This window comes from Cronobacter sp. 153480017-3, from assembly GCF_053627815.1.
Genome location: NZ_JBSEYN010000004.1, coordinates 298367 through 320607 on the forward strand (window position 1 = coordinate 298367; position 22241 = coordinate 320607).

Below are 22241 nucleotides of genomic sequence, written 5' to 3' on the forward strand. Positions count from 1 at the left end.
GATGCGGGTGCTTGTTGTGAAAACCTCCTCAATGGGCGATGTGCTTCATACGCTGCCCGCGTTAACCGACGCCATGCAGGCGATGCCGGATATCCGATTCGACTGGGTCGTGGAAGAAGGCTTCGCGCAGATCCCTTCATGGCATCCGGCGGTTGAACGCGTGCTGCCGGTGGCGATCCGCCGCTGGCGCAAGGCGTGGTTTTCCGCGCCGGTCAAAGCCGAGCGCCGGGCCTTTCGCGACGCGCTGCGAGCCGTGAATTATGACGCGGTGATCGACGCGCAGGGGCTGGTCAAAAGCGCCGCCCTGGTGACGCGCCTGGCACGCGGCGTTAAGCATGGTATGGACTGGCAGACCGCGCGCGAGCCGCTTGCCAGTCTTTTCTATCACCGCCGTCACCATATTGCGAAAGCGCAGCACGCGGTGGAACGCACCCGCGAACTCTTTGCGAAAAGCCTCGGCTATGCAAAACCCGCCGCGCAGGGCGATTACGCCATCGCGCAGCACTTTTTGCGCCAGGCTGCGGACGACGCCGGGCGTTATGTCGTGTTCCTGCACGCCACCACGCGCGATGAAAAACACTGGCCGGAAGCGCACTGGCGCGAGCTTATCGCACTGCTGGGCCCGACGGGTCTGCAGATTCGTCTGCCGTGGGGCGCGCCGCACGAAGAAGCGCGGGCCAAACGGCTTGCTGAAGGTTTTAATTATGTGCAGGTGCTCCCACGCCTGACGCTTGAGCAAGTGGCCCACCAGCTGGCGGGCGCGCGGTTTGTGGTGTCGGTAGATACCGGCCTGAGCCATCTCACCGCCGCGCTCGATCGCCCGAACGTCACGCTCTACGGGCCGACCGATCCTGGCCTGATTGGGGGCTACGGGAAAAACCAGTTTGTCTGTCGTCCGGTGGATTCGCTGAAGCTTGCCGATCTGCCCGCCGCTACCGTTTTTGAACAACTGCGTCCCTGGCTTTGCGGGGAAACATCCGTTTCAGAGAGTGCCCATGCCTGACTTATTCACGCCTGAACGCCCGCCAAAGCGCGTTCTGATCATTAAGCTGCGCCACCACGGCGACGTATTGTTGACCTCTCCCTGCTTTACGGTGCTGAAAAAAGCGTACCCGCAGGCAGAAGTGGATGCGCTGGTGTATGACGACACCCAGGCGATGCTGACCAGCCATCCGCATATCGACCAGGTGCATACCATTGGCCGCAACTGGCGCAAGCAGGGGCTTCTTAAGCAGTTTCAGCTTTACCGCGGACTGGTGAAAACTCTCAAAGCCCGCCAGTATGACGTGCTGATTAACCTGACCGAACACTGGCACGGTGCTCGTCTGGCGCGCCTGCTGAAACCCCGCGTCTCTGTGGGCTTTCGCCCGGACAAACGCAGCGGCTTCGCGCGCCGCCGCTGGGTAAAATCGTTCACCACGCTCTATCCGGCGATTCAGGACAACACGCGTCATATGGTGGAAGTGAACCTCGACGCGCTGCGTCGTATCGGTATTCATCCGGCCACCAGCGACGACAAACGCACGTTGTTTGTGCCCGGCGACGAAGCAGAAGCGTTTATCCAGGATAAACTGGCCTCGTTTGGCCTGAAAAGCGGCGACTACATTCTGGTGCATCCCACCTCGCGCTGGATGTTTAAATCCTGGGATACCCGCGCGCTGGCCGCTACCGTCGATGCACTGGCGAGCCGTGGGCTGCCGGTTATCCTCTCCGCCGCGCCGTCCCGCGAAGAAACAGAGTATATGGATAAACTTCGCGCTGCGCTGACACAGCCAGTATTTGATCTGAGCGGCCAGCTGAATCTGAAACAGCTTGGCGCGCTGATGAAACACGCCCGGATTTACTTCGGCGTCGATTCAATGCCGATGCATCTGGCAAGCGCCGTCGGCACGCCCACCGTCGCGATTTTCGGGCCGACCGGCGCCATTAAGTGGTCGCCCTGGGGCGTATCGCATCGCGTTATCACCGCAGGCTTTACCTGTCAGCCCTGCGGTAAAGCAGGCTGCGGCGACAGCGGCGTCTCTGACTGCATCACCGCCATTACGCCTCAACAGGTGCTGAGCGCTATCGATACTCTGCTGCTGGAAACGCCTGCATGAAACTGGCCATCGTCAGACAGACCTGGAACCCTAACGGCGGCGCGGAGCGCTTTGTTTCGCGCGCGCTGAATGTGCTGTCGCAAAGCGGCGAGCTGGATGTCACGCTGATTGCCCGCCAGTGGGAAAGCGGCGCGGGCTGGCAGACGCTGACGGTCGATCCGCCGTTTCGCAATCGTAAAGCGCGTGAGGCCGGTTTTGCCGCCGCCGCCGCCGCGCAGTTTGCGGCATTTGATATCGTGCAAAGTCACGAGCGTATCCCGGGTGCCACGATTTTCCGCGCTGGCGATGGTGTGCACGCCGCCTGGCTTGAACAATACCATCGCATTCAGTCGCCGCTGGCACGCTGGGCGCAGTCCTTTAGCGCGTATCATCGTTACATTCTCAAAGCGGAGCGCGAGATGTTTATGCATCCGAAACTTCGCAAAGTGATTTGTAACTCCCGAATGGTGCGCGACGATATCGCCCGCCGTTTCGGACTGGCGGATAATCAACTGACGGTAATTTATAACGGTGTTGATACGTCAGTGTTTCACCCCTCAGTACGTGAGCACTCACTTCGAAGCGAGCTGGGTGTTCCGGATGATGCGCCGGTACTCGCTTACGTCGGTTCCGGATTTGCCCGTAAAGGCGTTGCGGTAGCGCTGAAAGCGATAGTTGACCACCCCACCGTCTGGCTGCTGGTGGCCGGACGCGATAAACACGCGCGCCGTTTCGAAGCGCTGGCGCACAAGCTTGGCGTCGCGGCGCGTGTCAAATTTCTCGGCCCGATCGCGGATATCAAAACGGTGTATGGCAGCGCTGATGCCCTGATTTTGCCGACGCTCTACGATCCGTTCCCTAATGTCTGCGTGGAAGCGCTCGCCTGCGGCCTGCCGCTGTTAACGAGCCACGGCTGCGGCGCAGCGGAATGGGTGCAGGAGGGCGAGAATGGCTGGGTGCGTGATGCGCTTGATGCGCCCGGCTATAGCGAGGCGATTGGTCAGTGGCTGACAGGGCGCGCCGCCGGGAAAGATTATATCAGCGCCGCGCGACGCACCGCAGAGCCCTGGACGCTGGAAAGAATGGCCCAGGAACTCAATGCGCTTTATCGTGAACTGCTGGCCTGACGGCTGGCGTTTCGGAACACCTGCTCCATCGCATCCAGCATACAGTCACGCGTGAAATGGCTGCACAGGTACTCATAACCCTGCTGCGCCAGCCGCTCGCGCAGCGCCGCGTCGTCATAGAGCCGCATGATAGCGGCTTTTAACGCCTGCGCGTCCCGCTGGCCGACTAATAATCCGGTTTGATTATCAATGACGGCATCCGCCGTGCCGCCTGCGTCCGTGGCGATGGTCGCAACGCGCGACGCCAGCGACTGCAAAACGCCCTGCGGCACGCCTTCCATATCGTGCGACGGGCTCAGTGCAATATCAAACGCCGGAAACCACTTCTGCGGCTCGCGCTGATGCCCGGCCATTACCACACGTGTTTGCATCCCCAGCGCGGCGATTTCCTGCTCCAGCGCGGCGCGGTGCGGCCCTTCGCCAACAATCGCCAGCCGGATATGCGGATTATCGATTTGCGCCAGCGCCTGTAACAACACGCTATGGCCTTTGTTTGGACGCAAATGCGAGACCACGCCAAGCCAGAAATCGTCTTCACTCAGTCCGCAATCCTGACGCGCCGCGTGTTTATCACCCGGCTTAAACCGCGCGGTATCGACGCCGCTTGGCACAGAAGTGCTGTGAGAAAGCGGCACGCCGATCTCTTCAAGCTGATGGCGCAACGCTTCACCTGTCGTCACCACATGCGCGCAGGCGGTGCCAAACAACCATCGCGTCCCACGGTTATTTCGCGGCTTGCCGGAAGCGTGACGGGTACGCACCAGCGGCGGCGGGTTACGCAGCGTCGCGCTGGCCAGCGCGACAAGCCAGGTGTCAACGGAGTTGTGGCTATTGATAACGTCAATATGCCCCGCCTCATGTTTCAGCCACGCTCGCAGGCGCAGCAGATTGGGAATTTTTTTACGACCGACAGGCAGATTGACGACCGTCAGGCCGGCGTCCCGCGCCAGCGTGTTCAGCGGTACCTCTTCAGGACAGACAATAGTGACCTGATGGCCGCGCGCCTGCATGCCGAGAGATTCGTTAATAATGCGCAGCGGCTGACCACCCTTTCCGCCGTCTGCTTCGGTATGAACGATATGCATAATCTTCCTGTTATTAGCCAGCGTGTCCGGCAGCACAATTATACCTTTGGCTTTATGAATACTTACAAACATTATCCTTCTTTATAGATATTATCTGTGCTACTTTGCCGTGCAATTTATTGTTTTTTCGCAGAGTCTTACGAGATATTTCTGAATTTTTAAGACCACATGTTAAGCAAACTGTCCTTACAAGTTGTTAATTTTTATGAACACTAAACGTAATGCTTTGTCCGGGCTTTTGTTCGTATCCGTACTGGCGCTTTGCTTTGTATGGCCTATTCCGAATGGAATGTTACCTTTCCATCGCAACGTCTTTATCTATCTTTCTATTGCGCTCACTGTTGGCCTGTTTTTTACGTCGTCTTCAGCTCGTCAGCATTTAAACATACCTAAAATCAAACCGGTGATGCTGTTCATCTGGTTACTGACGTTCTTTATTTTAATCAACGGTTTTATTGTTGCGCCTGATATTAAAGAAATGATCGGAACCTGGGACGGGCAATGGGTCAGACCCGTTTTACTTTTTACCTCGGGCATCCTGCTGATGCCGGTTTTACAGGACAGATTTCCTTCACTTACTGCCGCCAGGCTGTTCACGGCGGTGATCCTGTGTTTCTGGGGCGTTATCCTGATCCATTTACTGGACTCGCTTTATCTGTACTGGCGTGACGGAGTCATTCACTGGGGCGAGACGCGAATTGTGTTTAACCGCACCCGCATGAGCTTCCAGGTCAATATGATAACCGGCTTCTTGCTGGCGGAGTTACTGACGCGCAGTCTGCTGCATCAGCGCTTTATGACGCTAAAATCGCCGGTTCTGGTTTTGATGTTGCTTGCCAATCTGCTATGCACCGCACTGGTCGACACCCGCTGGGGCACGATCGGCCTTGTGGGCAGCCTCTTTTCGACTTTTCTCCTGCTAAGCCTGCATAAGATGCGGCGTAGCAATGTGATTAGAGTGGGTAGCATTTTCCTGGCTATCGTCGTGGTGGCAGGCGCGCTGGTGGTGACTTCATGGAAAACCGACCCGCGCTGGGGCAGTCTGGAAGATGACGCCGAGACGGGCTGGAATGCCTCCTTCAACAGCTTCTGTTACAACAGAGCCACCGGAAAACATCCCGTTAATGACTTAGGCAAGCCGATCAATCATTCCAATGGCTGTCGCGCCAGCTTTTTCCATCAGGGCTGGAAATTGGTCGCAGAACATCCGTTCGGCATGGGGCCGCGTAAAGAGGCGTTTAATTACCTTTTACGTCACGATACTAATAATCAGCGTATTGATATCCCGCACAGTCATTATGGGCTTATTGAATTCGGGTTACAGAATGGTATCGCGGGCATCGCAGGCTGGCTGATATTGCTGGTCATGTGCTGGTATATCGGCTGGCGTGAATACCGCCACGGTAATACGATGCCAGGGCTTTTCTTGCTCTTGTTTACGATTGGTTTCTTCTCCCGTACCCTGGTTGACCATAACCTTAAAGACCATTATCTGGAGCAGTATATGATGCTGACAGGGCTGTTAATTGGGATTTGTGCCCTGCGCACGCCGCCAGAAGCGTCAACTAACCCTTCTTAAACGCAGGCTCGCGCCGGTAGCTTTCTTTATCGCTTCATAGATAATAGGCAGCCACCGGCGCAATGGCCTGGCGAACTTCTGACATCACATGCTGTCGAAACGCCGTTACGCCAGGTGAAAAGTGTTTATCTGTAAGACCCGGTATCCCACGGAGAAAGCATGTCTGATACCCCCCTTCTGAGTATCATTGTCGCGGTTTATAACGGCGAGAAGTTCCTGAGCGCCTTTTTTGACAGCATTAAAAGCCAGCAACTGGAGAGCGTTGAGCTCATCGTCGTGGACGACGGGTCGACCGACCGCTCCGCTGAAATCACCGAAAGCTACCGCGCGCAATTTCCGCGTTTTCAGCATGTAAAACAGGAAAATCAGGGCGTATCCGCCGCGCGTAATACCGGACTGGCACTGGCGCAAGGCCAATACCTGGCGTTTCCGGATATCGACGACGTTATCTACCCGACGCTTTATCCGCGCCTGCTCGATATCGCCACGCAAAATAATCTGGATGTCGCGACCTGTAACGGTACATACATTTATGATGACGGTCGTCCGGCGAAGAAGATTTTCCCCTCGGATCGACTGACGTCTACCGGCGTGCTGGATGGACCTGCCTGGCTGCAAATGGCGCTGAACTCACGCAAATTCCTGCATGTCACCTGGCTGAATATTTATCGTCACGACTTCATCAAACGCCATGGTTTCCGCTTCGAACATGGCCTGCGTCATCAGGATATTCCGTGGACCACCGAAGTGTTGCTGACGGCGCAGCGGGTGCAATATATCGACGAAACGCTGTATGACTACCTGATCCACGCCGCCTCGGTTTCCCATACGCCGGGCACCGATGACACGCGCATGCGTTCAGCTCGTCACTACATGAAAATTCTTGAGATGCTGAATGCCATTAATGAACGTTATCCCGAACAGGTGAAACGTGTTCCGGCGTGTCACTGGCAGATAGCCAAAGAAGGGCTTGGGATCTTACATAGCATTAATAATATTGAAGATCCTGCGAAGAAACGCGAAATCACGCGCGAGCTTTTCGATCGGGGCATCTGGGAGATGATCTGGAAGAACGCGCGCGGCTTTAAACAGCGCTGGCGTCTGGGTCGTCGCTACTTCCGTCTTAAAAAATTAGTTACGACAATTTCCTGATGAATAAAATTAAACTACATGCCGTTTCACGTAGCGATTTTATCGCTAAAAACTACCCCGATTTTCAGTCGCTTGTCGATGCCCGCGTCAACCCGGACACCATTCCCGAGCGCTTTTACTGCGGTGGGCGCGGCGGCTGGACTTTCCAGACGGCCCTGACGCTGAATTATTACTATCCCGAGCGGGTAGAGGTGTCGTTTGGCTCTGAGTGCCGCCCCGATGCCATCAATTTAATGCATAACGACGATTTCGGCTCGCGCGTAAAACCCTGGAAAGGGCTCACCGTTGTTGCACGTGCTGACCGCCCGCCGGTTATCGGCTCAGACTATGTTGTAGAGCAAAATCCGCAATTCAAAAATCGCGGAAACAGAGTTTTTGTGCCGTACTGGCCACAGCCTGGCGTACAACCACGCGAACGCACCGATAATGACGTCCGCACGGTCGCTTATTTTGGCCGTGTCGATAGCTTCCCGGCGGAATTTGGCAGCGATGCCTTCAAACAGCGTCTTGCGGAACAGGGCATTAAGCTGCGTATCTCGTTCAATAACTGGACCGATTATCGCGATGTGGACGTGTGCCTTAGCTTCAGGAAATCACACGATCATAAACTGGCGCGTAAGCCTGCCAGTAAACTGATTAACGGCTGGCTCGGAAAAACCGTCATGATTTGCGATGACGAACCCTCCTTCAACGCTATCCGCGAAAGCGAGCTGGACTACCTGATTGCCAAAACGCCGGACGAGGCTTTCAACGCCATTATGCGTCTGAAAAATGATCCTGAGCTCTTCCGGCGTATGCTGGAGCAGGGTGAGAAACGCCTTGAGGTTTATTCTCGTCAGGCTGTTGCGGCGCGTTGGTACAGCCTGTTTGAGGAGATCTGGCAGAAAGGCGTTCACCAGCGCCCCACGGCCTTACGTGCGCTTCGCTTTGCGTTCGGTAAAGCCATTCGCCCTTTAACCAAAAAGATGTAATGACGGCCTAAGGTTCTTTTTCATGCTCTCTATTCTTTCTGGAGCTCGTCCGGTGTCGCCGCGTAATATCGTGCGCACGCTGGTACTGGCAGCGATAATTCTTGTTCTGTTTTCACTCTCTGAAATCGCCATCCTGATGAAAGATAATGTCTATCGCCCTAAAGCGGATGATATGGCGTTATACCTCATTATTGCGTTACTGGCGGCTGCCAGCGCCCGCTTTTTCGTTACGCGGTTGCTGCTCGCAGTAACCTTTATCGTGCAAATCAGCGAGGCGATTTATTACACCTTCTACGGGCAATTTTATGGTCCAAGCGAAGTCTGGCTCGCTTTCGTCGAAACCAAAGATATCGCCAGCGGCATTAGCGACAGCCTCAGTTCGTTAGGGATTTATTTTCTTATTATGCTGGTAGCCGTGCTGTTCTCGCTCTTTGCAGCACGCCGCCTGGCACCGGAATGGAAAAAGTGGCAAGCCTTGCCTTGCCTGCTGATTATTGTAGTGATGTTTGGCGGGCAGTTTTACAAAGCGATTAACGGGCAGATGTATAAATTTAACCCGGATCTGCGCCACTCTTTGCTACGTAACGGCCTCTCTGCGATGAGCTTTAGCTCGATTCGTCTCATTCCGGAGGCGATTTCCGGCGAAAATCAGCAAATAGCGCATTACGAGCCGTATCAGGTGACGCCGGTACCGGGTTATCAGCAAGGTAAATATTCCGTCATTCTGGCAATTGGCGAAAGTCTGAACCCTCATCATGTCAGCGCCCTGGGTTACGAACGTGATACCACACCAGAGCTTTCCGCACTGATGAAACAGTATCAGGGCTCCTCAAGCATTCTGATTTCCAATGCGGTGTCGACACGTGTTGCTATTCCCATGCTGGTGAATAACCTGCGCGAGCCGGATAACTATTTTGCTTACAAATCAAAAGCAGCAAATCTGTTCGCCAATGCGAAAAAGCAAGGCTATCAGACGGCATTTATTTCCGCGCAAGGGCTGGAAGGCCTGAGCAACTGGATCGGTATTCATAATATTGATCACTGGGAAGATACGCAGATCCGCCCGGCGCCGGATGTCGGTGCCGATCGCGTACTGACGCCCTCTGTAGAAGCCTCACCTGTGGATTACACGAAGCCATTTTTGATGGTGCTTAACAGTCGCGCGCCGCATATTCCCTATGAAAGAAACATTCCGCAGGGTTTTGCGAAATTCTCCACACCGAAGCTTAGCGATGATGTCGCGCAAAAGAAAAACGAGTACGACGACGCGGTACGCTATTACGATAAAGAACTGGCATCAGCTATCCGCACCGTGATGGCAAAATCGAAGCTACCCGTTCTGGTCTTCATTACTTCGGATCACGGTGAACGTGTGGGCGATGGCGGCTTGTTTGGTCACTCAGTGGTAGAGATGCCTATTGCGCAGGTGCCTTTTATCTATTTCAGCAACGATCCGGCTTATCGGTTGAATGCGCTCACCACGCAACCCCCGCGTAACCACTACCAACTGGCGACACTGATTAACAAAGCGCTCGGATTTACTGTAACGAACCCGAATCAAACCGATGACAGCTTTTTCATTACGGGCGGCGATATTCGTGGTCTTTCGGAACGTATTACCTACCATCTGGATGCAGTAGCACCGCCTGCGCACTGATCGTTTTCCTGTCAGATCCTGACACTGCGGGCGGTGGCCGCCGCCCGCTTCTTCCTCTCCAGGCTTATCTGTATACTTCACGCAGGCAAAACTCTCCTGTTGGCGCCAAAACAATAGCTTTACCCCGGTGAAATGCTTAGAATTTGCCCGCCGATAAAGAAAATAACGGATATTAGCTTGGAATCGTTGTATACCGCTCTGCTCTACCTGATACAGCCTTTTGTCTGGGTGCGGCTTTTACTCCGCAGCCGTAAAGCCCCTGCCTATCGCAAACGATGGGGGGAGCGCTATGGCTTTTGTCAGGGAAAAGTGTTGCCGGACGGTATCCTGCTGCACTCGGTGTCGGTGGGCGAAACCCTTGCGGCCATTCCGCTGGTGCGCGCGCTGCGCCACCGCTATCCGTCACTGCCCATTACCGTTACCACGATGACGCCAACAGGCTCTGAGCGCGTACAGTCGGCGTTCGGCAAAGACGTGCATCACGTTTATCTGCCTTACGATTTGCCCTGCGCCATGAACCGTTTTCTGGAAACCGTGCGCCCGAAACTGGTGATCGTCATGGAAACCGAGCTGTGGCCGAATATGATTTCCGCGCTGCATCAGCGCAAAATTCCGCTGGTTATCGCCAATGCCCGCCTTTCCGAACGCTCCGCTAAAGGCTATCAAAAGCTTGGCGGGTTTATGCGCCGCCTGCTTGCGAAAATTACGCTCATCGCCGCGCAAAACGATGAAGACGCCAGCCGTTTTACCGCGCTGGGTCTGAAACGCAACCAGCTGGCGGTTACCGGCAGCCTGAAATTCGATATCTCCGTAACGCCTGAGCTTGCGGCACGCGCGATTACGCTGCGTCGCCAGTGGGCACCGCGCCGCCAGGTCTGGATCGCCACCAGCACCCATGATGGTGAAGAAGCGATTATTCTGCAGGCGCATCGCCAGCTGCTGGAAACGTTTCCCGATCTCCTGCTGATTCTGGTGCCGCGCCATCCGGAGCGCTTCAAAGACGCGCGCGATATGGTACAGAAAGCAGGCTTTAGCTTTACGATGCGCAGTACCGGCGAAATTCCCTCCGGCAGCACGCAGGTGGTGATTGGCGATACGATGGGCGAACTGATGCTCCTGTATGGCATCGCCGATCTGGCGTTTGTCGGCGGCAGCCTTGTCGAACGCGGCGGCCACAACCCGCTGGAGCCTGCCGCGCACGCCATTCCGGTGCTGATGGGTCCGCATACCTTTAACTTCAAAGATATCTGCGCCAAATTGCAGGAAGCCGACGGGCTTATCACCGTGACCGACGCCGATTCGCTGGTAAAAGAGATCGCCACACTGCTGACTGACGAAGATTATCGCCTCTGGTATGGCCGCCACGCGGTGGAAGTGCTGCACCAGAATCAGGGCGCGCTACAGCGCCTGTTGCAGTTACTGCAGCCTTACCTTCCGCAGCGGAGCCACTGATGCGCGCACGCCTCTCGGTGGTGATGATCGCCAAAAACGCGGCGTCGCTGCTGCCGGATTGTCTCGCTTCCGTGGCCTGGGCCGATGAAATTGTGGTGCTGGATTCCGGCAGCAGTGATGACACGGTCGCTGTCGCTACCGCCGCCGGTGCAAAAGTCTTTACCGAAAGCGACTGGCAGGGCTACGGCATTCAGCGTCAGCGTGCCCAGCAATACGCCAGCGGCGACTACATTTTGATGATCGATACTGACGAGCGCGTAACGCCCGAGCTGGCGCAGGCGATTCGTCAGGTGCTGAAGCAGCCCGACCCGCAGGCGGTGTACAGCATCGCCCGCCGCAATCTGTTTCTGGGCCGCTTTATGCGCCACAGCGGCTGGTATCCCGATCGCGTCACCCGCCTCTATGCGCGCGAGCGCTATCGCTATAATGACAATCAGGTGCATGAATCGCTCGATGCGCCAGGTGCACGCGTGGTGACACTTTCCGGCGATCTGCTGCACCTGACCTGCCGCGATTTCGCGAGCTTCCAGCGCAAACAGCTCAATTACGCCACCGCCTGGGCGCAGGAGCGCCATCAGCAAGGTAAAAAGGTTTCGGTGCCTGGCATTTTCGGACGCACGCTGGCGGCATTCTGCAAGACGCTTATCCTGCGCGCTGGCGTGCTGGATGGCCGCCAGGGCTGGCTGCTGGCGGTTGTTAACGCCCAGTACACCTTCAACAAATATACCGAGCTGTGGGCGCTGAACCGCGGCTTTACGGAAAAGTAACGCTATGACCACTCGCGCGATTTACCCCGGTACTTTCGACCCGATAACCAACGGTCATCTCGATATCATCACCCGTGCGGCCAGCATGTTTGACGAGCTGATCCTGGCGGTCGCGGCCAGCCCGCATAAAAAGACGATGTTTTCGCTGGATGAACGCGTAGCGCTGGCGCAGCAAGCCGCGGCGCATCTGCAAAATGTCAGCGTGACCGGCTTTAGCGATCTGATGGCGAACTTTGCACAGACACAGCAGGCAAATGTTCTGGTGCGCGGTTTACGTACCGCGGGCGATTTCGAATATGAGATGCAGCTGGCGCATATGAATCGTCATCTGATGCCAACGCTTGAAAGCGTTTTTCTGATGCCGTCGAAGGAATGGTCGTTTATCTCATCAAGTCTGGTGAAGGAAGTGGCGCGCCACCAGGGCGACGTCTCCCACTTCCTGCCTGCGCATGTTCATCAGGCGCTGCTCGAAAAGCTGCGTTAATCACTTCTGACAGCGTCGGCACCAGTAGGTGCGGCGCTGGGCATGTTTCCCCGCCAGAATCGGCGTGCCGCACACCCGGCACGGTTCGCCTTCGCGCCCGTAGACCTGCAACTCCTGCGCGAAATAGCCCGGTTTGCCGTCGCTTTGCAGAAAATCGCGAAGCGTGGTGCCGCCCTGCTCAATCGATCGTAACAGTACCGCTTTGATCGCCTGCGCCAGCAGTTCGCACTCTTTTTCTGACAGCGACGAAGCCAGCCGATCGGGGTGGATCCCGGCCGCAAACAGCGACTCACTGGCGTAGATGTTGCCGACACCCACCACCAGCTTGTTATCCATCAGCCAGGGCTTAATCGCGACTTTCTTTTTCGCACATTTTTCACGCAGGTACGCGCCGTTAAAGGCATCGCTTAGCGGCTCCGGCCCCAGATGCGCCAGCACATTATGGCCTTCGAGTTCACGCGTCCACAGCCAGGCGCCGAAACGGCGCGGGTCGGTGTAGCGCAGCACTTTGCCGTTGCTCATCACGAGGTCAACATGATCGTGCTTCTCGGCCGGGCGCTCCTCCGGCAGGATGCGCAGGCTACCGGACATGCCAAGGTGGATGATTATCCAGCCATCCGGCAGTTCAAGCAGCAGGTATTTGGCGCGACGCTGCACGCTGAGAATGGGTTTATCGCTTAACGCGTGGATTTCGTCGGACACCGGCCAGCGCAGGCGGCCATTACGCACAACGGCGTGCAATATTGTTTCGCCAATCAGATGCGGTTCAATCCCGCGACGGCTGGTTTCCACCTCAGGTAATTCAGGCATAGCGTCTCTCGCGTGAGTTCATTAACAGGGAGCGGTAACAGAAGATATGAGGGCGGTTCGGAAAACAAAAAACCCCGCCGGAGCGGGGTTTTTGTACAAATCAGACAAAAATCTTATTTGATTTTAGCTTCTTTGTAGAGAACGTGCTGACGGACAACCGGATCGAATTTCTTCAGTTCCAGTTTTTCCGGCTTAGTACGTTTGTTCTTCGTGGTGGTATAGAAGTGACCAGTACCAGCAGAAGAAACCAGCTTGATTTTCTCGCGAATACCTTTAGCCATGATTTATTTCCTCTAAGTACTTAGTACTTTTCGCCACGGGCACGCAGTTCAGAAAGAACTACATCGATGCCTTTTTTATCAATTACACGCATACCTTTAGCAGATACGCGCAGAGTAACGAAACGCTTTTCGCTCTCAACCCAGAAACGGTGAGAGTGCAGGTTCGGCAGAAAACGGCGTTTAGTCGCGTTCAGTGCGTGGGAACGGTTGTTACCGGTCACCGGACGCTTGCCAGTTACTTGGCAGACTCGGGACATGTCTATTCTCCAAAAATCAAATTAGCTCGAGCTTCGTATAGGGTGTTGGCAGCCTCGTCAGGCCTGATGGCCCAGTCTGGCGGTTCAATGGAACTCGCATTGCCAGGCCCACATGCCAAACCCGAGATTCTCAAAGGTGGCGTAGTATACGCTGCCGGGGCCGTCTGCTCAAGTCCCGAACAGATAAAGATCGCTAAGGATCGCCACGTCTGGCTTATATCCACCCACGTTCGGCGAAAGAAACGTATTCTCCACGCCCAATGACCAGATGGTCAAGTACCCGAATGTCCACCAGCTGGCAGCTTTTCACGATGCGCTCGGTCACCATTTTATCCGCCCGGCTGGGCTCGGCGCGCCCGGAAGGGTGATTGTGCGCCAGGATAATCCCGGCGGCGTTGAGCCGCACCGCTTCACGGACGATTTCACGCGGATGCACTTCCACATGGCTGAGCGTGCCGGTGAACAGCGTATTCTGCCTGATGATGCGGTTCTGGCTGTCGAGAAAAATCACCAGAAACATCTCGCGCTCTTGCTCTGCAAGCTGGCTTTCCAGAAAGTCGCGCGTAATGGTCGGGCTCAACAGCGCCGTCTCTTCACAAGGGCGCGAGCGATAGTAGCGACGCGCCAGTTCGCCGATGGCTTTAAGCTGCGCGTATTTCGCCATGCCGACGCCACCAATATCCCGAAATGGCCGAATATCTGCCGACAACAGCCCGTAGAGCGAACCAAAATGCGCCAGCAGCCGTTTTGCCAGCGTCATGACATCGATGCCCGGCGTCCCGGTACGCAAGAAAATCGCCAGCAGTTCTTCATCGCTTAAATCGGCCGCGCCATAACGCATGAGCTTTTCCCGCGGCCCGTTGTCCATTTTCACTATGGTCTTCCCTGCCCTGTGTCGCGCCGCCATTATCCACTTGTGGTCAGAGGCTGGCGACAGCGGGTTTTCATCCCTGCGCGACGTCTCGCAAAGTTTAAATTTCATACCGCCGCGCAGGTTTTGGGATTGTGATAAAATGCCCGCTTTCCAGAAAGTGACAGGAAGAGAAGACCATGGGCCTTGCCGGTAAAAAAATCGTTCTGGGCGTCAGCGGCGGCATTGCGGCGTATAAAACGCCGGAACTGGTACGCCGTCTGCGCGAGCGCGGCGCGGAAGTGCGCGTCGCAATGACCGAAGCCGCAAAAGCGTTCATAACGCCGCTGAGCCTGCAGGCCGTTTCCGGCTACCCGGTGTCAGACAGCCTGCTCGACCCGGCTGCCGAAGCCGCGATGGGCCATATTGAACTCGGCAAATGGGCGGATTTAGTGATTCTTGCGCCTGCCACCGCCGATCTCATCGCGCGTGTCGCCGCGGGTATGGCAAACGATCTAGTGACGACAATTTGCCTCGCCACGCCGTCGCCTGTCGCCGTCGTCCCGGCGATGAATCAGCAGATGTACCGTAATATCGCGACGCAGCAGAATATTGAGCGGCTCGCCTCGCGCGGTCTGCGCATCTGGGGGCCGGACAGCGGCAGCCAGGCCTGCGGCGATGTGGGGCCAGGCCGTATGCTCGATCCGTTAGAGATTGTGGAGCTCGCCGTTAAGCACTTCGCGCCTGTCAACGATCTGCAACATCTCAACATCATGATTACCGCGGGCCCGACCCGTGAGCGGCTGGATCCGGTGCGCTACATCACTAACGACAGCTCCGGCAAAATGGGGTTCGCGATTGCAGCAGCGGCGAGCGCCCGCGGCGCGCGCGTTACGCTGGTCGCAGGGCCTGTCGCGCTGGCAACGCCGCCAGGGGTTGAGAGAATCGACGTCGAGAGCGCGCTGGAGATGGAAGCCGCCGTGCAGCAGCGCGCCCAGCAGCAGCAGATTTTCATTGGTTGCGCAGCCGTGGCGGACTACCGGGCCGAGACGATTTCTTCCGAAAAAATAAAAAAACAGGGCGATGAGCTGACGCTGAAAATGGTGAAAAATCCCGATATTGTCGCAGGCGTCGCGGCGCTCTCGCAAAATCGCCCTTATGTTGTCGGGTTTGCTGCCGAAACAAATAATGTGGAAGAATATGCGCGGCAAAAACGCCAGCGCAAAAACCTTGATCTGATTTGCGCGAACGATGTGTCGCAAGCCGGTCATGGCTTTAATAGTGATACCAACGCTTTGCATCTTTTCTGGCAGGAGGGAGATAAAGTCTTACCGCTTGAGCGGAAGGCGCTCCTTGGCCAACGTTTACTGGACGAGATTGTTACCCGTTATGATGAAAAAAATCGACGTTAAGATTCTGGACCCGCGCGTGGGCGAGCAATTCCCGCTGCCGACGTATGCCACCTCTGGCTCAGCAGGTCTCGATCTGCGCGCCTGCCTGGACGAGTCCGTTGAACTGGCGCCGGGTGCGACGACGCTCCTGCCAACCGGTCTGGCGATTCATATCGCCGATCCCTCGCTTGCCGCTGTTATTCTGCCGCGCTCGGGCCTTGGGCATAAACATGGCGTAGTGCTGGGCAACCTGGTCGGGCTTATCGATTCTGACTACCAGGGGCAACTGATGGTTTCCGTGTGGAACCGCGGCCAGCAGAGCTTCACGATTGAACCCGGCGAGCGCATCGCGCAAATGGTGTTTGTACCCGTCGTGCAGGCGGAATTTAATCTGGTGGAAGACTTTACCGCCACCGATCGCGGCGAAGGCGGCTTCGGGCACTCCGGGCGTAAATAAGCCGCCCGCGTAACCGCGCATTCCTTAAGTTAAATAAAGCGAAATGAGTACCGCAGGCGAAAGCCTGCGGACGCTTTGTGGATGCTCGCCTGGCAAGTGATTATTTTTCAGGGGTATTTTAAAACATGGCAGAAAAACAAACCGCGAAAAGGAACCGTCGCGAAGAAATACTTCAGTCTCTGGCGCAGATGCTTGAATCCAGCGATGGCAGCCAACGCATTACGACCGCGAAACTTGCGGCCTCCGTTGGCGTTTCCGAAGCGGCGCTGTATCGCCACTTCCCCAGTAAAACGCGCATGTTCGACAGCCTGATTGAGTTTATCGAAGACAGCCTGATCACCCGCATTAATCTGATTCTGAAAGATGAAAAAGAGACGCTTAACCGTCTGCGTCTGATTGTGTTACTTATCCTCGGTTTCGGTGAGCGCAACCCAGGGCTGACCCGCATTCTGACCGGTCATGCGTTGATGTTCGAACAGGATCGTCTGCAAGGGCGCATTAATCAGCTGTTTGAGCGTATTGAAGCCCAGTTGCGTCAGGTGCTGCGCGAGAAAAAAATGCGCGAAGGCGAAGGCTATACGACTGACGAAGCGTTGCTGGCAAGCCAGCTGCTGGCGTTTTGCGAAGGGATGCTGTCGCGCTTTGTACGCAGCGAATTCCGCTACAGTCCGACGGCGGATTTCGAAGCCCGCTGGCCGTTACTGGCAGCGCAACTGCAATAAAGACACAGCAAATTAAGAAAAAGGCCGGATATCCGGCCTTTTTCGTTTCTGTCAGACGCCGTACTGCTGGCGATATGCCTCTACGGCAGCCAGATGGTTGGCCATTTCCGGCTTTTCCGCCAGATAAGCGATGAGATCATTCAGCGTAATAATCGCAATCACCTGACAGCCATAATCGCGCTCCACTTCCTGAATAGCGGAAAGCTCGCCGCGTCCGCGCTCCTGCCTGTCGAGGGAAATCATCACGCCAGCAAGCGTCGCGCCGTTCGCCTGGATAATCTCCATCGATTCACGAATCGCAGTACCGGCGGTAATCACATCATCCACCAGCATAACGCGGCCCTGAAGGGGGCTGCCGACCAGATTGCCGCCTTCACCGTGGTCTTTGGCTTCTTTGCGGTTAAAGCAGTACGGCACGTCGCGTTCGTGATGCTCTGCGAGTGCGACGGCAGTCGTGGTGGCGATAGGAATGCCTTTATAAGCCGGACCGAACAGCAGATCGAAATCGACGCCGGAATCGACCAGCGCCTCAGCATAAAAACGGCCCAGCAGCGCCAGATCGCGCCCGGTATTAAATAAACCGGCATTAAAAAAGTAAGGGCTCTGGCGCCCGGATTTCAGCGTGAACTCACCAAATTTAAGCACCTGTTTGTTAAGGGCGAATTCAATAAACTGGCGCTGATACGGTTTCATGGCTTTGCTCCTCAAATAGCATATTGCAGGCATAAAAAAGGCGACTCTTCAGTCGCCTTAAAAATCAGTTTGCTAACGCCGCCTTCTGCGACGCCACGATCGACTCGATTCCCCCGCGGGCCAGCGCCAGCAAGTCGAGCAACTCCTCATGGGTGAAGGGCTCACCTTCCGCGGTGCCCTGCACTTCAATCATGCGGCCATCTTCGGTCATGACAACGTTCATATCGGTTTCGGCCGCTGAATCTTCCACATATTCCAGATCGCATACCGCTTCACCGTTGACGATGCCCACGGAGACCGCCGCCACCATCCCTTTCATCGGGTTGGTTTTCAGCTTGCCTGCCGCGACCAGTGCGTTCAGCGCATCAGCCAGCGCTACGCAGGCTCCCGTGATGGACGCCGTGCGGGTGCCGCCGTCAGCCTGAATAACATCGCAGTCGAGGGTAATCGTAAACTCGCCAAGCGCTTTAAGATCCACTGCCGCACGCAGCGAACGGGCAATCAGACGCTGGATTTCAAGGGTACGCCCGCCCTGTTTGCCTTTCGCCGCTTCACGGGCGTTACGGGTATGGGTCGCGCGCGGCAGCATGCCATATTCGGCAGTGATCCAGCCCTGCCCCTGGCCTTTAAGAAAGCGCGGCACGCCTTCTTCAATGGAGGCGGTGCAGAGCACCTTAGTATCGCCAAACTCAACCAGCACGGAGCCTTCTGCGTGTTTAGTGTAATGACGGGTCAGGGTAACTGGGCGCACTTCTGATGCGCTACGGCCTGCTGGACGCATGGGCATATCTCCGGCTTGTTAACGAATGTGGCTGCGCATTATACGGGCTGAAAGCGCTTATTCCTATCCTGTCAGACCTGCGGTAGCTATAATCCCCTCATTCACATCAGAAAACGGGTACTTCTATGATCCGCAGTATGACCGCCTACGCCCGGCGAGAAATTAAGGGTGACTGGGGCAGCGCCACCTGGGAGCTGCGTTCAGTAAACCAGCGCTACCTGGAAACCTATTTTCGTCTGCCGGAGCAGTTCCGCAGCCTTGAGCCCGTGGTGCGTGAGCGCATCCGTACCCGTCTGACACGCGGTAAAATCGAGTGTAGCCTGCGTTTTGAGCCCGATGCCAGCGCGCAGGGTGAGCTTATCCTCAACGAAAAACTGGCGAAGCAGCTGGTTTCTGCCGCTAACTGGGTAAAACTGCAAAGCGATGAAGGCGAAATCAACCCGGTCGATATTCTGCGCTGGCCGGGTGTCATGGCTGCTCAGGAGCAGGACCTTGATGCTATCGCCGCCGACATTCTCGCCGCGCTCGACGGCGCGCTTGACGATTTCATCGTCGCTCGCGAAACCGAAGGCCAGGCGCTGAAAGCGCTTATCGAACAACGTCTCGAAGGCGTCAGTGCTGAAGTCGCTAAAGTACGAGCGCATATGCCAGAAATCCTTCAGTGGCAGCGCGAGCGCCTGGTGTCGAAGCTCGAAGAAGCGCAGGTGCAGCTTGAAAATAACCGCCTGGAGCAAGAGCTGGTGATGATGGCGCAGCGTATTGATGTCGCGGAAGAACTCGACCGCCTCGAAGCGCACGTTAAAGAAACCTATAACATCCTGAAGAAAAAAGAGGCCGTCGGTCGTCGGCTGGACTTCATGATGCAGGAATTTAACCGCGAATCGAACACGCTGGCGTCGAAGTCAATTAACGCTGAAGTGACCAATTCCGCCATCGAACTCAAAGTATTAATTGAGCAGATGCGCGAGCAGATTCAGAACATCGAATAACTTTTAAAAGGCCCGTCAGGGCCTTTTTTCCTTACAGCCACATCCATTCTCGCCTTTTACTCACTTCTCATTTTGCCTTAAAAAAACTAATCCGAAAGCGCTTGCCTTAGAAAATCTCAATCGTGATGCCCTTCACGAATCGTTACCCTTTGCAGCCGATTTGGGGGGACCGATGTTACTGCATGTACTTTATTTAATTGGCATTACCGCAGAGGCGATGACCGGCGCTCTGGCGGCCGGCCGTCGCCGTATGGATACTTTCGGCGTCATTATCATCGCGACGGCAACCGCGCTTGGCGGCGGTTCCGTCCGGGATATCTTACTTGGCCACTACCCGCTGGGCTGGGTAAAACACCCTGAATATGTCGTGATCGTCGCCGCTGCTGCGGTGATCACCACGTTTGCCGCGCCCGTGATGCCTCACCTGCGGCGTCTTTTTCTGGTGCTGGACGCGCTGGGGCTTGTCGTTTTCTCCATTATCGGCGCGCAAATCGCACTGGATATGGGCGAAGGCCCAATCATCGCCTCGATAGCCGCTGTTGTAACGGGCGTCTTTGGCGGCGTATTACGCGACATGTTCTGTAAACGTATCCCGCTCGTCTTTCAAAAAGAGCTGTACGCAGGCATCTCTTTCGCCGCCGCGGTGCTGTATATCACCCTGGAGCACTATGTCTCAAGCCACGATGTTGTGGTGATAGCAACTCTGCTGTTCGGCTTTACTGCTCGTCTGTTAGCGCTGCGCTTTCGCCTCGGGCTACCGGTTTTTCATTACCGCGCCGGGACACACTGAGAGGCTGTCCGCATCGTCGCACCCGTAATTTATGGCAACGCGAAGCCGTCAATTCGCTGAGCTGCCAGCCATTCGGCAAGCGCAGCGATATCCGGGTGGTGGATATAACTGACAAGCTGGCGCGCACGTTCGGCACCAACACCAGGAAGCGTCTGCCAGCTTCGCTCATCACGTGCCTGTAGCTGTTGCCATTTATCATCTGTCAGCGCCTGCCAGTCCCGTGCGGGTAAAGGTAAACCAAGCGCTTTTACCCAGCGCTGAAAAGGCTGCTGACGGGTCAGGTTGAACTGATGCCAGAGCTGTGCCGCGCGCTGCGCTCTAAAACCCGGCGTTTGTTTTAAGGCATCAACGCTGAGCGCAAGCCAGGAAAAGAGGTGCTCAAAATGATGGTGCTCTGATAACTGACGCCACGTTGCTTCACCCATGCCCGCGAGATCAAATACGTGCTTTCCGCTAAGCCAGACCAGACGTGAAATAAACTGCTCTTCGCAACCGGTAGTGCCATACAGACAGCTCAGCGTATCGAAGCGTGCGGTTGGCGGCACTGGCTTAATACGCTGCGTTGGCCGCCAGATAACCGCATCCAGCCGTGGAATTCCCTGACCAGCAAGACTGATTTCCACCTGATCGCCTTCAGCCAGATCGAGTTTTTCCCAGCGCGCCAGCGAACCTATACTCACTTTAGACACCTTTTTATCATCAAGCGTTACCGGCTCCAGTTGGGCCACAACGCTTATTTTGCCGGTCCGACCAACAGCAAAACGCAGCGCTTTAATTTCTGTTATCTGTTTCGCAGGCGGATATTTCCATGCCACAACCCATGAGCCTTCGCCCGGACGCCAGCTTTTTCCGGGCGGCTCCCTGCCTTCGCGAATTACGACACCATCGGTTACAAACGGCAGCGGCTCGCTGAACCACTGCTCCCGCAGGCGTGCAACGTCCGAAACTGAATGTACCGGCTTACTCCAGGCTTGTGCCAGCGGGAACCCACCTTCCGCCAGCGTGGACAACCGCGCCTCCATCGCTTTCGGGCCATCCGGCCACGCCCAGATAAACAGATCCAGATCGTTTAGCACTGATGACACCGTACTACGCATCATTGCCCCCGCCACCTGCCCTCGTGCGTTGATGCCACCATCCTGCTGCTGACGATGCCCTGTCTGGCGCAGGAAAAGCTCGCCCTGTAACACGCTGTCAGCCAGCTCACCTGTTACCTGCAAAGGTATTGCCGGAATATGTCGGGCCCGCGCCGTCCAGTCCTCGCCCCGCTCGCCATCGCCACGACTGATAACCTGTTGCAGTTTGCCTTTCCGATACACCAGCGAAACCGCCACACCATCTACCTTTGGTTGTACCCACAGATCCGTTTTGCCGTGCATCCATTGCGAAAGTGAAGTGGCATCTTTGAGCTTTTGCACACCAGTATGGGCGACAGGATGGCGCGTGCGTCCTGCGGCAAGCGCTACTGGCGCGTCGTTGAATACTGGCAGCGCAAAACAGGTCTGCCATGCACGAAGCCTTTGACGCATGCTGTCATATACCGCGTCGCTGACCTTATTTTCGCCATGCAGCCAGTACGCTTCATCCCAGCGCGTCAGTTGGTTTTCCAGCGCCGCGACCTCCTGTTGTGCCTGCTGCGGCGTCCAGTCAGGACAGGCCGCATAAGCGCCTGCGGATGCCAGAATGATAAGCAGTAAGAAAATCGTAATACGCACATTTCACCCCCTTCGCTTTTCTGCCGGGACGGTAATACATGACGTAGCCTGGCTGCGATGGGAGTTGTTACGTTTTACGAGAGGTTTTCCAGGGATTTTCGCTGATTGCATAAACGAGACAATTTTTCTGGATATTGCCTCGCAAAAATGCGC

General features: G+C 55.9%; 23 protein-coding genes. 15 read left to right on the top strand and 8 right to left on the bottom strand.

Annotation, left to right across the window (positions count from 1 at the left end):
- Position 1 precedes the first annotated feature (1 nt).
- The 3 genes from rfaC to ACUW6V_RS12170 are packed head-to-tail and all read left to right on the top strand — an operon-like array spanning position 2 to position 3205.
- The gene (gene rfaC / locus ACUW6V_RS12160; RefSeq protein WP_007895436.1) at positions 2–1003 is read left to right on the top strand and encodes a lipopolysaccharide heptosyltransferase RfaC; all 1002 of its coding nucleotides are present in this window, start codon (positions 2–4) and stop codon (positions 1001–1003) included.
- On the top strand, positions 996–2099 hold the full coding sequence (gene rfaQ, locus ACUW6V_RS12165) for a putative lipopolysaccharide heptosyltransferase III (protein WP_104673369.1): 1104 nt from the start codon (positions 996–998) through the stop codon (positions 2097–2099). The genes rfaC and rfaQ overlap by 8 nt, the downstream gene beginning before the upstream one ends.
- Positions 2096–3205, top strand: a complete 1110-nt coding sequence (locus tag ACUW6V_RS12170; protein WP_148736737.1) for a glycosyltransferase family 4 protein — start codon at positions 2096–2098, stop codon at positions 3203–3205. Before rfaQ ends, ACUW6V_RS12170 begins: the two co-directional genes overlap by 4 nt.
- Here the strand turns inward: ACUW6V_RS12170 and ACUW6V_RS12175 are convergent.
- Positions 3184–4290, bottom strand: coding sequence for a glycosyltransferase family 4 protein (locus tag ACUW6V_RS12175; RefSeq protein WP_454038406.1), 1107 nt, complete (start codon positions 4288–4290; stop codon positions 3184–3186). The two genes, ACUW6V_RS12170 and ACUW6V_RS12175, sit on opposite strands and share 22 nt — an antisense overlap.
- Positions 4291–4579: 289 nt before the next feature.
- Between ACUW6V_RS12175 and ACUW6V_RS12180 the strand changes: the two genes are divergently transcribed.
- From ACUW6V_RS12180 to coaD, 7 genes are all read left to right on the top strand, one after another.
- Positions 4580–5869, top strand: a complete 1290-nt coding sequence (locus ACUW6V_RS12180) for an O-antigen ligase family protein (RefSeq protein ID WP_007894810.1) — start codon at positions 4580–4582, stop codon at positions 5867–5869.
- Between the two features lie 159 nt (positions 5870–6028).
- Complete coding sequence (locus ACUW6V_RS12185; protein ID WP_007894811.1) at positions 6029–7021, top strand: glycosyltransferase; 993 nt, start codon at positions 6029–6031, stop codon at positions 7019–7021.
- Complete coding sequence (locus ACUW6V_RS12190) at positions 7021–7992, top strand: glycosyltransferase (RefSeq protein WP_454038407.1); 972 nt, start codon at positions 7021–7023, stop codon at positions 7990–7992. The genes ACUW6V_RS12185 and ACUW6V_RS12190 overlap by 1 nt, the downstream gene beginning before the upstream one ends.
- A 22-nt stretch (positions 7993–8014) precedes the next feature.
- A complete protein-coding gene (locus ACUW6V_RS12195) occupies positions 8015–9649 on the top strand; it encodes a sulfatase-like hydrolase/transferase (RefSeq protein ID WP_007894817.1) in 1635 nt (544 codons plus the stop codon).
- Positions 9650–9826: 177 nt separating this feature from the next.
- Positions 9827–11101: a lipid IV(A) 3-deoxy-D-manno-octulosonic acid transferase gene (waaA, locus tag ACUW6V_RS12200; protein WP_007894819.1), complete on the top strand. Its 1275-nt coding sequence runs from the start codon at positions 9827–9829 to the stop codon at positions 11099–11101.
- Complete coding sequence (locus ACUW6V_RS12205) at positions 11101–11868, top strand: glycosyltransferase family 2 protein (protein ID WP_014727793.1); 768 nt, start codon at positions 11101–11103, stop codon at positions 11866–11868. Before waaA ends, ACUW6V_RS12205 begins: the two co-directional genes overlap by 1 nt.
- 4 nt (positions 11869–11872) lie before the next feature.
- On the top strand, positions 11873–12352 hold the full coding sequence (coaD, locus tag ACUW6V_RS12210; RefSeq protein WP_004388473.1) for a pantetheine-phosphate adenylyltransferase: 480 nt from the start codon (positions 11873–11875) through the stop codon (positions 12350–12352).
- Here the strand turns inward: coaD and mutM are convergent, their stop codons facing one another.
- The 4 genes from mutM to radC form a co-directional block, all read right to left on the bottom strand.
- Entirely contained in the window at positions 12353–13162 is an 810-nt protein-coding gene (gene mutM / locus ACUW6V_RS12215) for a bifunctional DNA-formamidopyrimidine glycosylase/DNA-(apurinic or apyrimidinic site) lyase (protein ID WP_454038408.1), read from the bottom strand.
- A 113-nt stretch (positions 13163–13275) separates the two neighbouring features.
- On the bottom strand, positions 13276–13443 hold the full coding sequence (gene rpmG / locus ACUW6V_RS12220; RefSeq protein WP_003024094.1) for a 50S ribosomal protein L33: 168 nt from the start codon (positions 13441–13443) through the stop codon (positions 13276–13278).
- Positions 13444–13463: 20 nt separating this feature from the next.
- Entirely contained in the window at positions 13464–13700 is a 237-nt protein-coding gene (rpmB, locus tag ACUW6V_RS12225) for a 50S ribosomal protein L28 (RefSeq protein ID WP_004388471.1), read from the bottom strand.
- A gap of 214 nt (positions 13701–13914) precedes the next feature.
- On the bottom strand, positions 13915–14568 hold the full coding sequence (radC, locus tag ACUW6V_RS12230; RefSeq protein WP_032987726.1) for a RadC family protein: 654 nt from the start codon (positions 14566–14568) through the stop codon (positions 13915–13917).
- A gap of 182 nt (positions 14569–14750) precedes the next feature.
- On the opposite strand from radC, the gene coaBC reads away from it, so the two are divergent.
- From coaBC to slmA, 3 genes are all read left to right on the top strand, one after another.
- The gene (gene coaBC, locus ACUW6V_RS12235; protein ID WP_104676757.1) at positions 14751–15962 is read left to right on the top strand and encodes a bifunctional phosphopantothenoylcysteine decarboxylase/phosphopantothenate--cysteine ligase CoaBC; all 1212 of its coding nucleotides are present in this window, start codon (positions 14751–14753) and stop codon (positions 15960–15962) included.
- A complete protein-coding gene (gene dut, locus ACUW6V_RS12240) occupies positions 15940–16398 on the top strand; it encodes a dUTP diphosphatase (protein WP_014727790.1) in 459 nt (152 codons plus the stop codon). The genes coaBC and dut overlap by 23 nt, the downstream gene beginning before the upstream one ends.
- Before the next feature lie 125 nt (positions 16399–16523).
- Positions 16524–17120: a nucleoid occlusion factor SlmA gene (slmA, locus tag ACUW6V_RS12245; protein ID WP_032987662.1), complete on the top strand. Its 597-nt coding sequence runs from the start codon at positions 16524–16526 to the stop codon at positions 17118–17120.
- Positions 17121–17171: 51 nt separating this feature from the next.
- Here slmA and pyrE read toward each other — a convergent pair whose 3' ends face one another.
- The gene (pyrE, locus tag ACUW6V_RS12250; RefSeq protein WP_004388467.1) at positions 17172–17813 is read right to left on the bottom strand and encodes an orotate phosphoribosyltransferase; all 642 of its coding nucleotides are present in this window, start codon (positions 17811–17813) and stop codon (positions 17172–17174) included.
- A gap of 64 nt (positions 17814–17877) precedes the next feature.
- A complete protein-coding gene (rph, locus tag ACUW6V_RS12255; protein ID WP_004388466.1) occupies positions 17878–18594 on the bottom strand; it encodes a ribonuclease PH in 717 nt (238 codons plus the stop codon).
- 125 nt (positions 18595–18719) lie between these two features.
- Between rph and ACUW6V_RS12260 the strand changes: the two genes are divergently transcribed.
- Positions 18720–19583 carry a YicC/YloC family endoribonuclease gene (locus ACUW6V_RS12260; RefSeq protein WP_004388465.1) on the top strand — a complete coding sequence of 288 codons (864 nt, stop codon included), beginning with the start codon at positions 18720–18722 and terminating at the stop codon, positions 19581–19583.
- Positions 19584–19755: 172 nt separating this feature from the next.
- Complete coding sequence (locus ACUW6V_RS12265; protein WP_012126236.1) at positions 19756–20373, top strand: trimeric intracellular cation channel family protein; 618 nt, start codon at positions 19756–19758, stop codon at positions 20371–20373.
- Positions 20374–20402: 29 nt separating this feature from the next.
- On the opposite strand, the gene ligB is transcribed toward ACUW6V_RS12265, so the two are convergent.
- Positions 20403–22088: an NAD-dependent DNA ligase LigB gene (ligB, locus tag ACUW6V_RS12270; RefSeq protein ID WP_454038409.1), complete on the bottom strand. Its 1686-nt coding sequence runs from the start codon at positions 22086–22088 to the stop codon at positions 20403–20405.
- Positions 22089–22241: the final 153 nt, after the last annotated feature.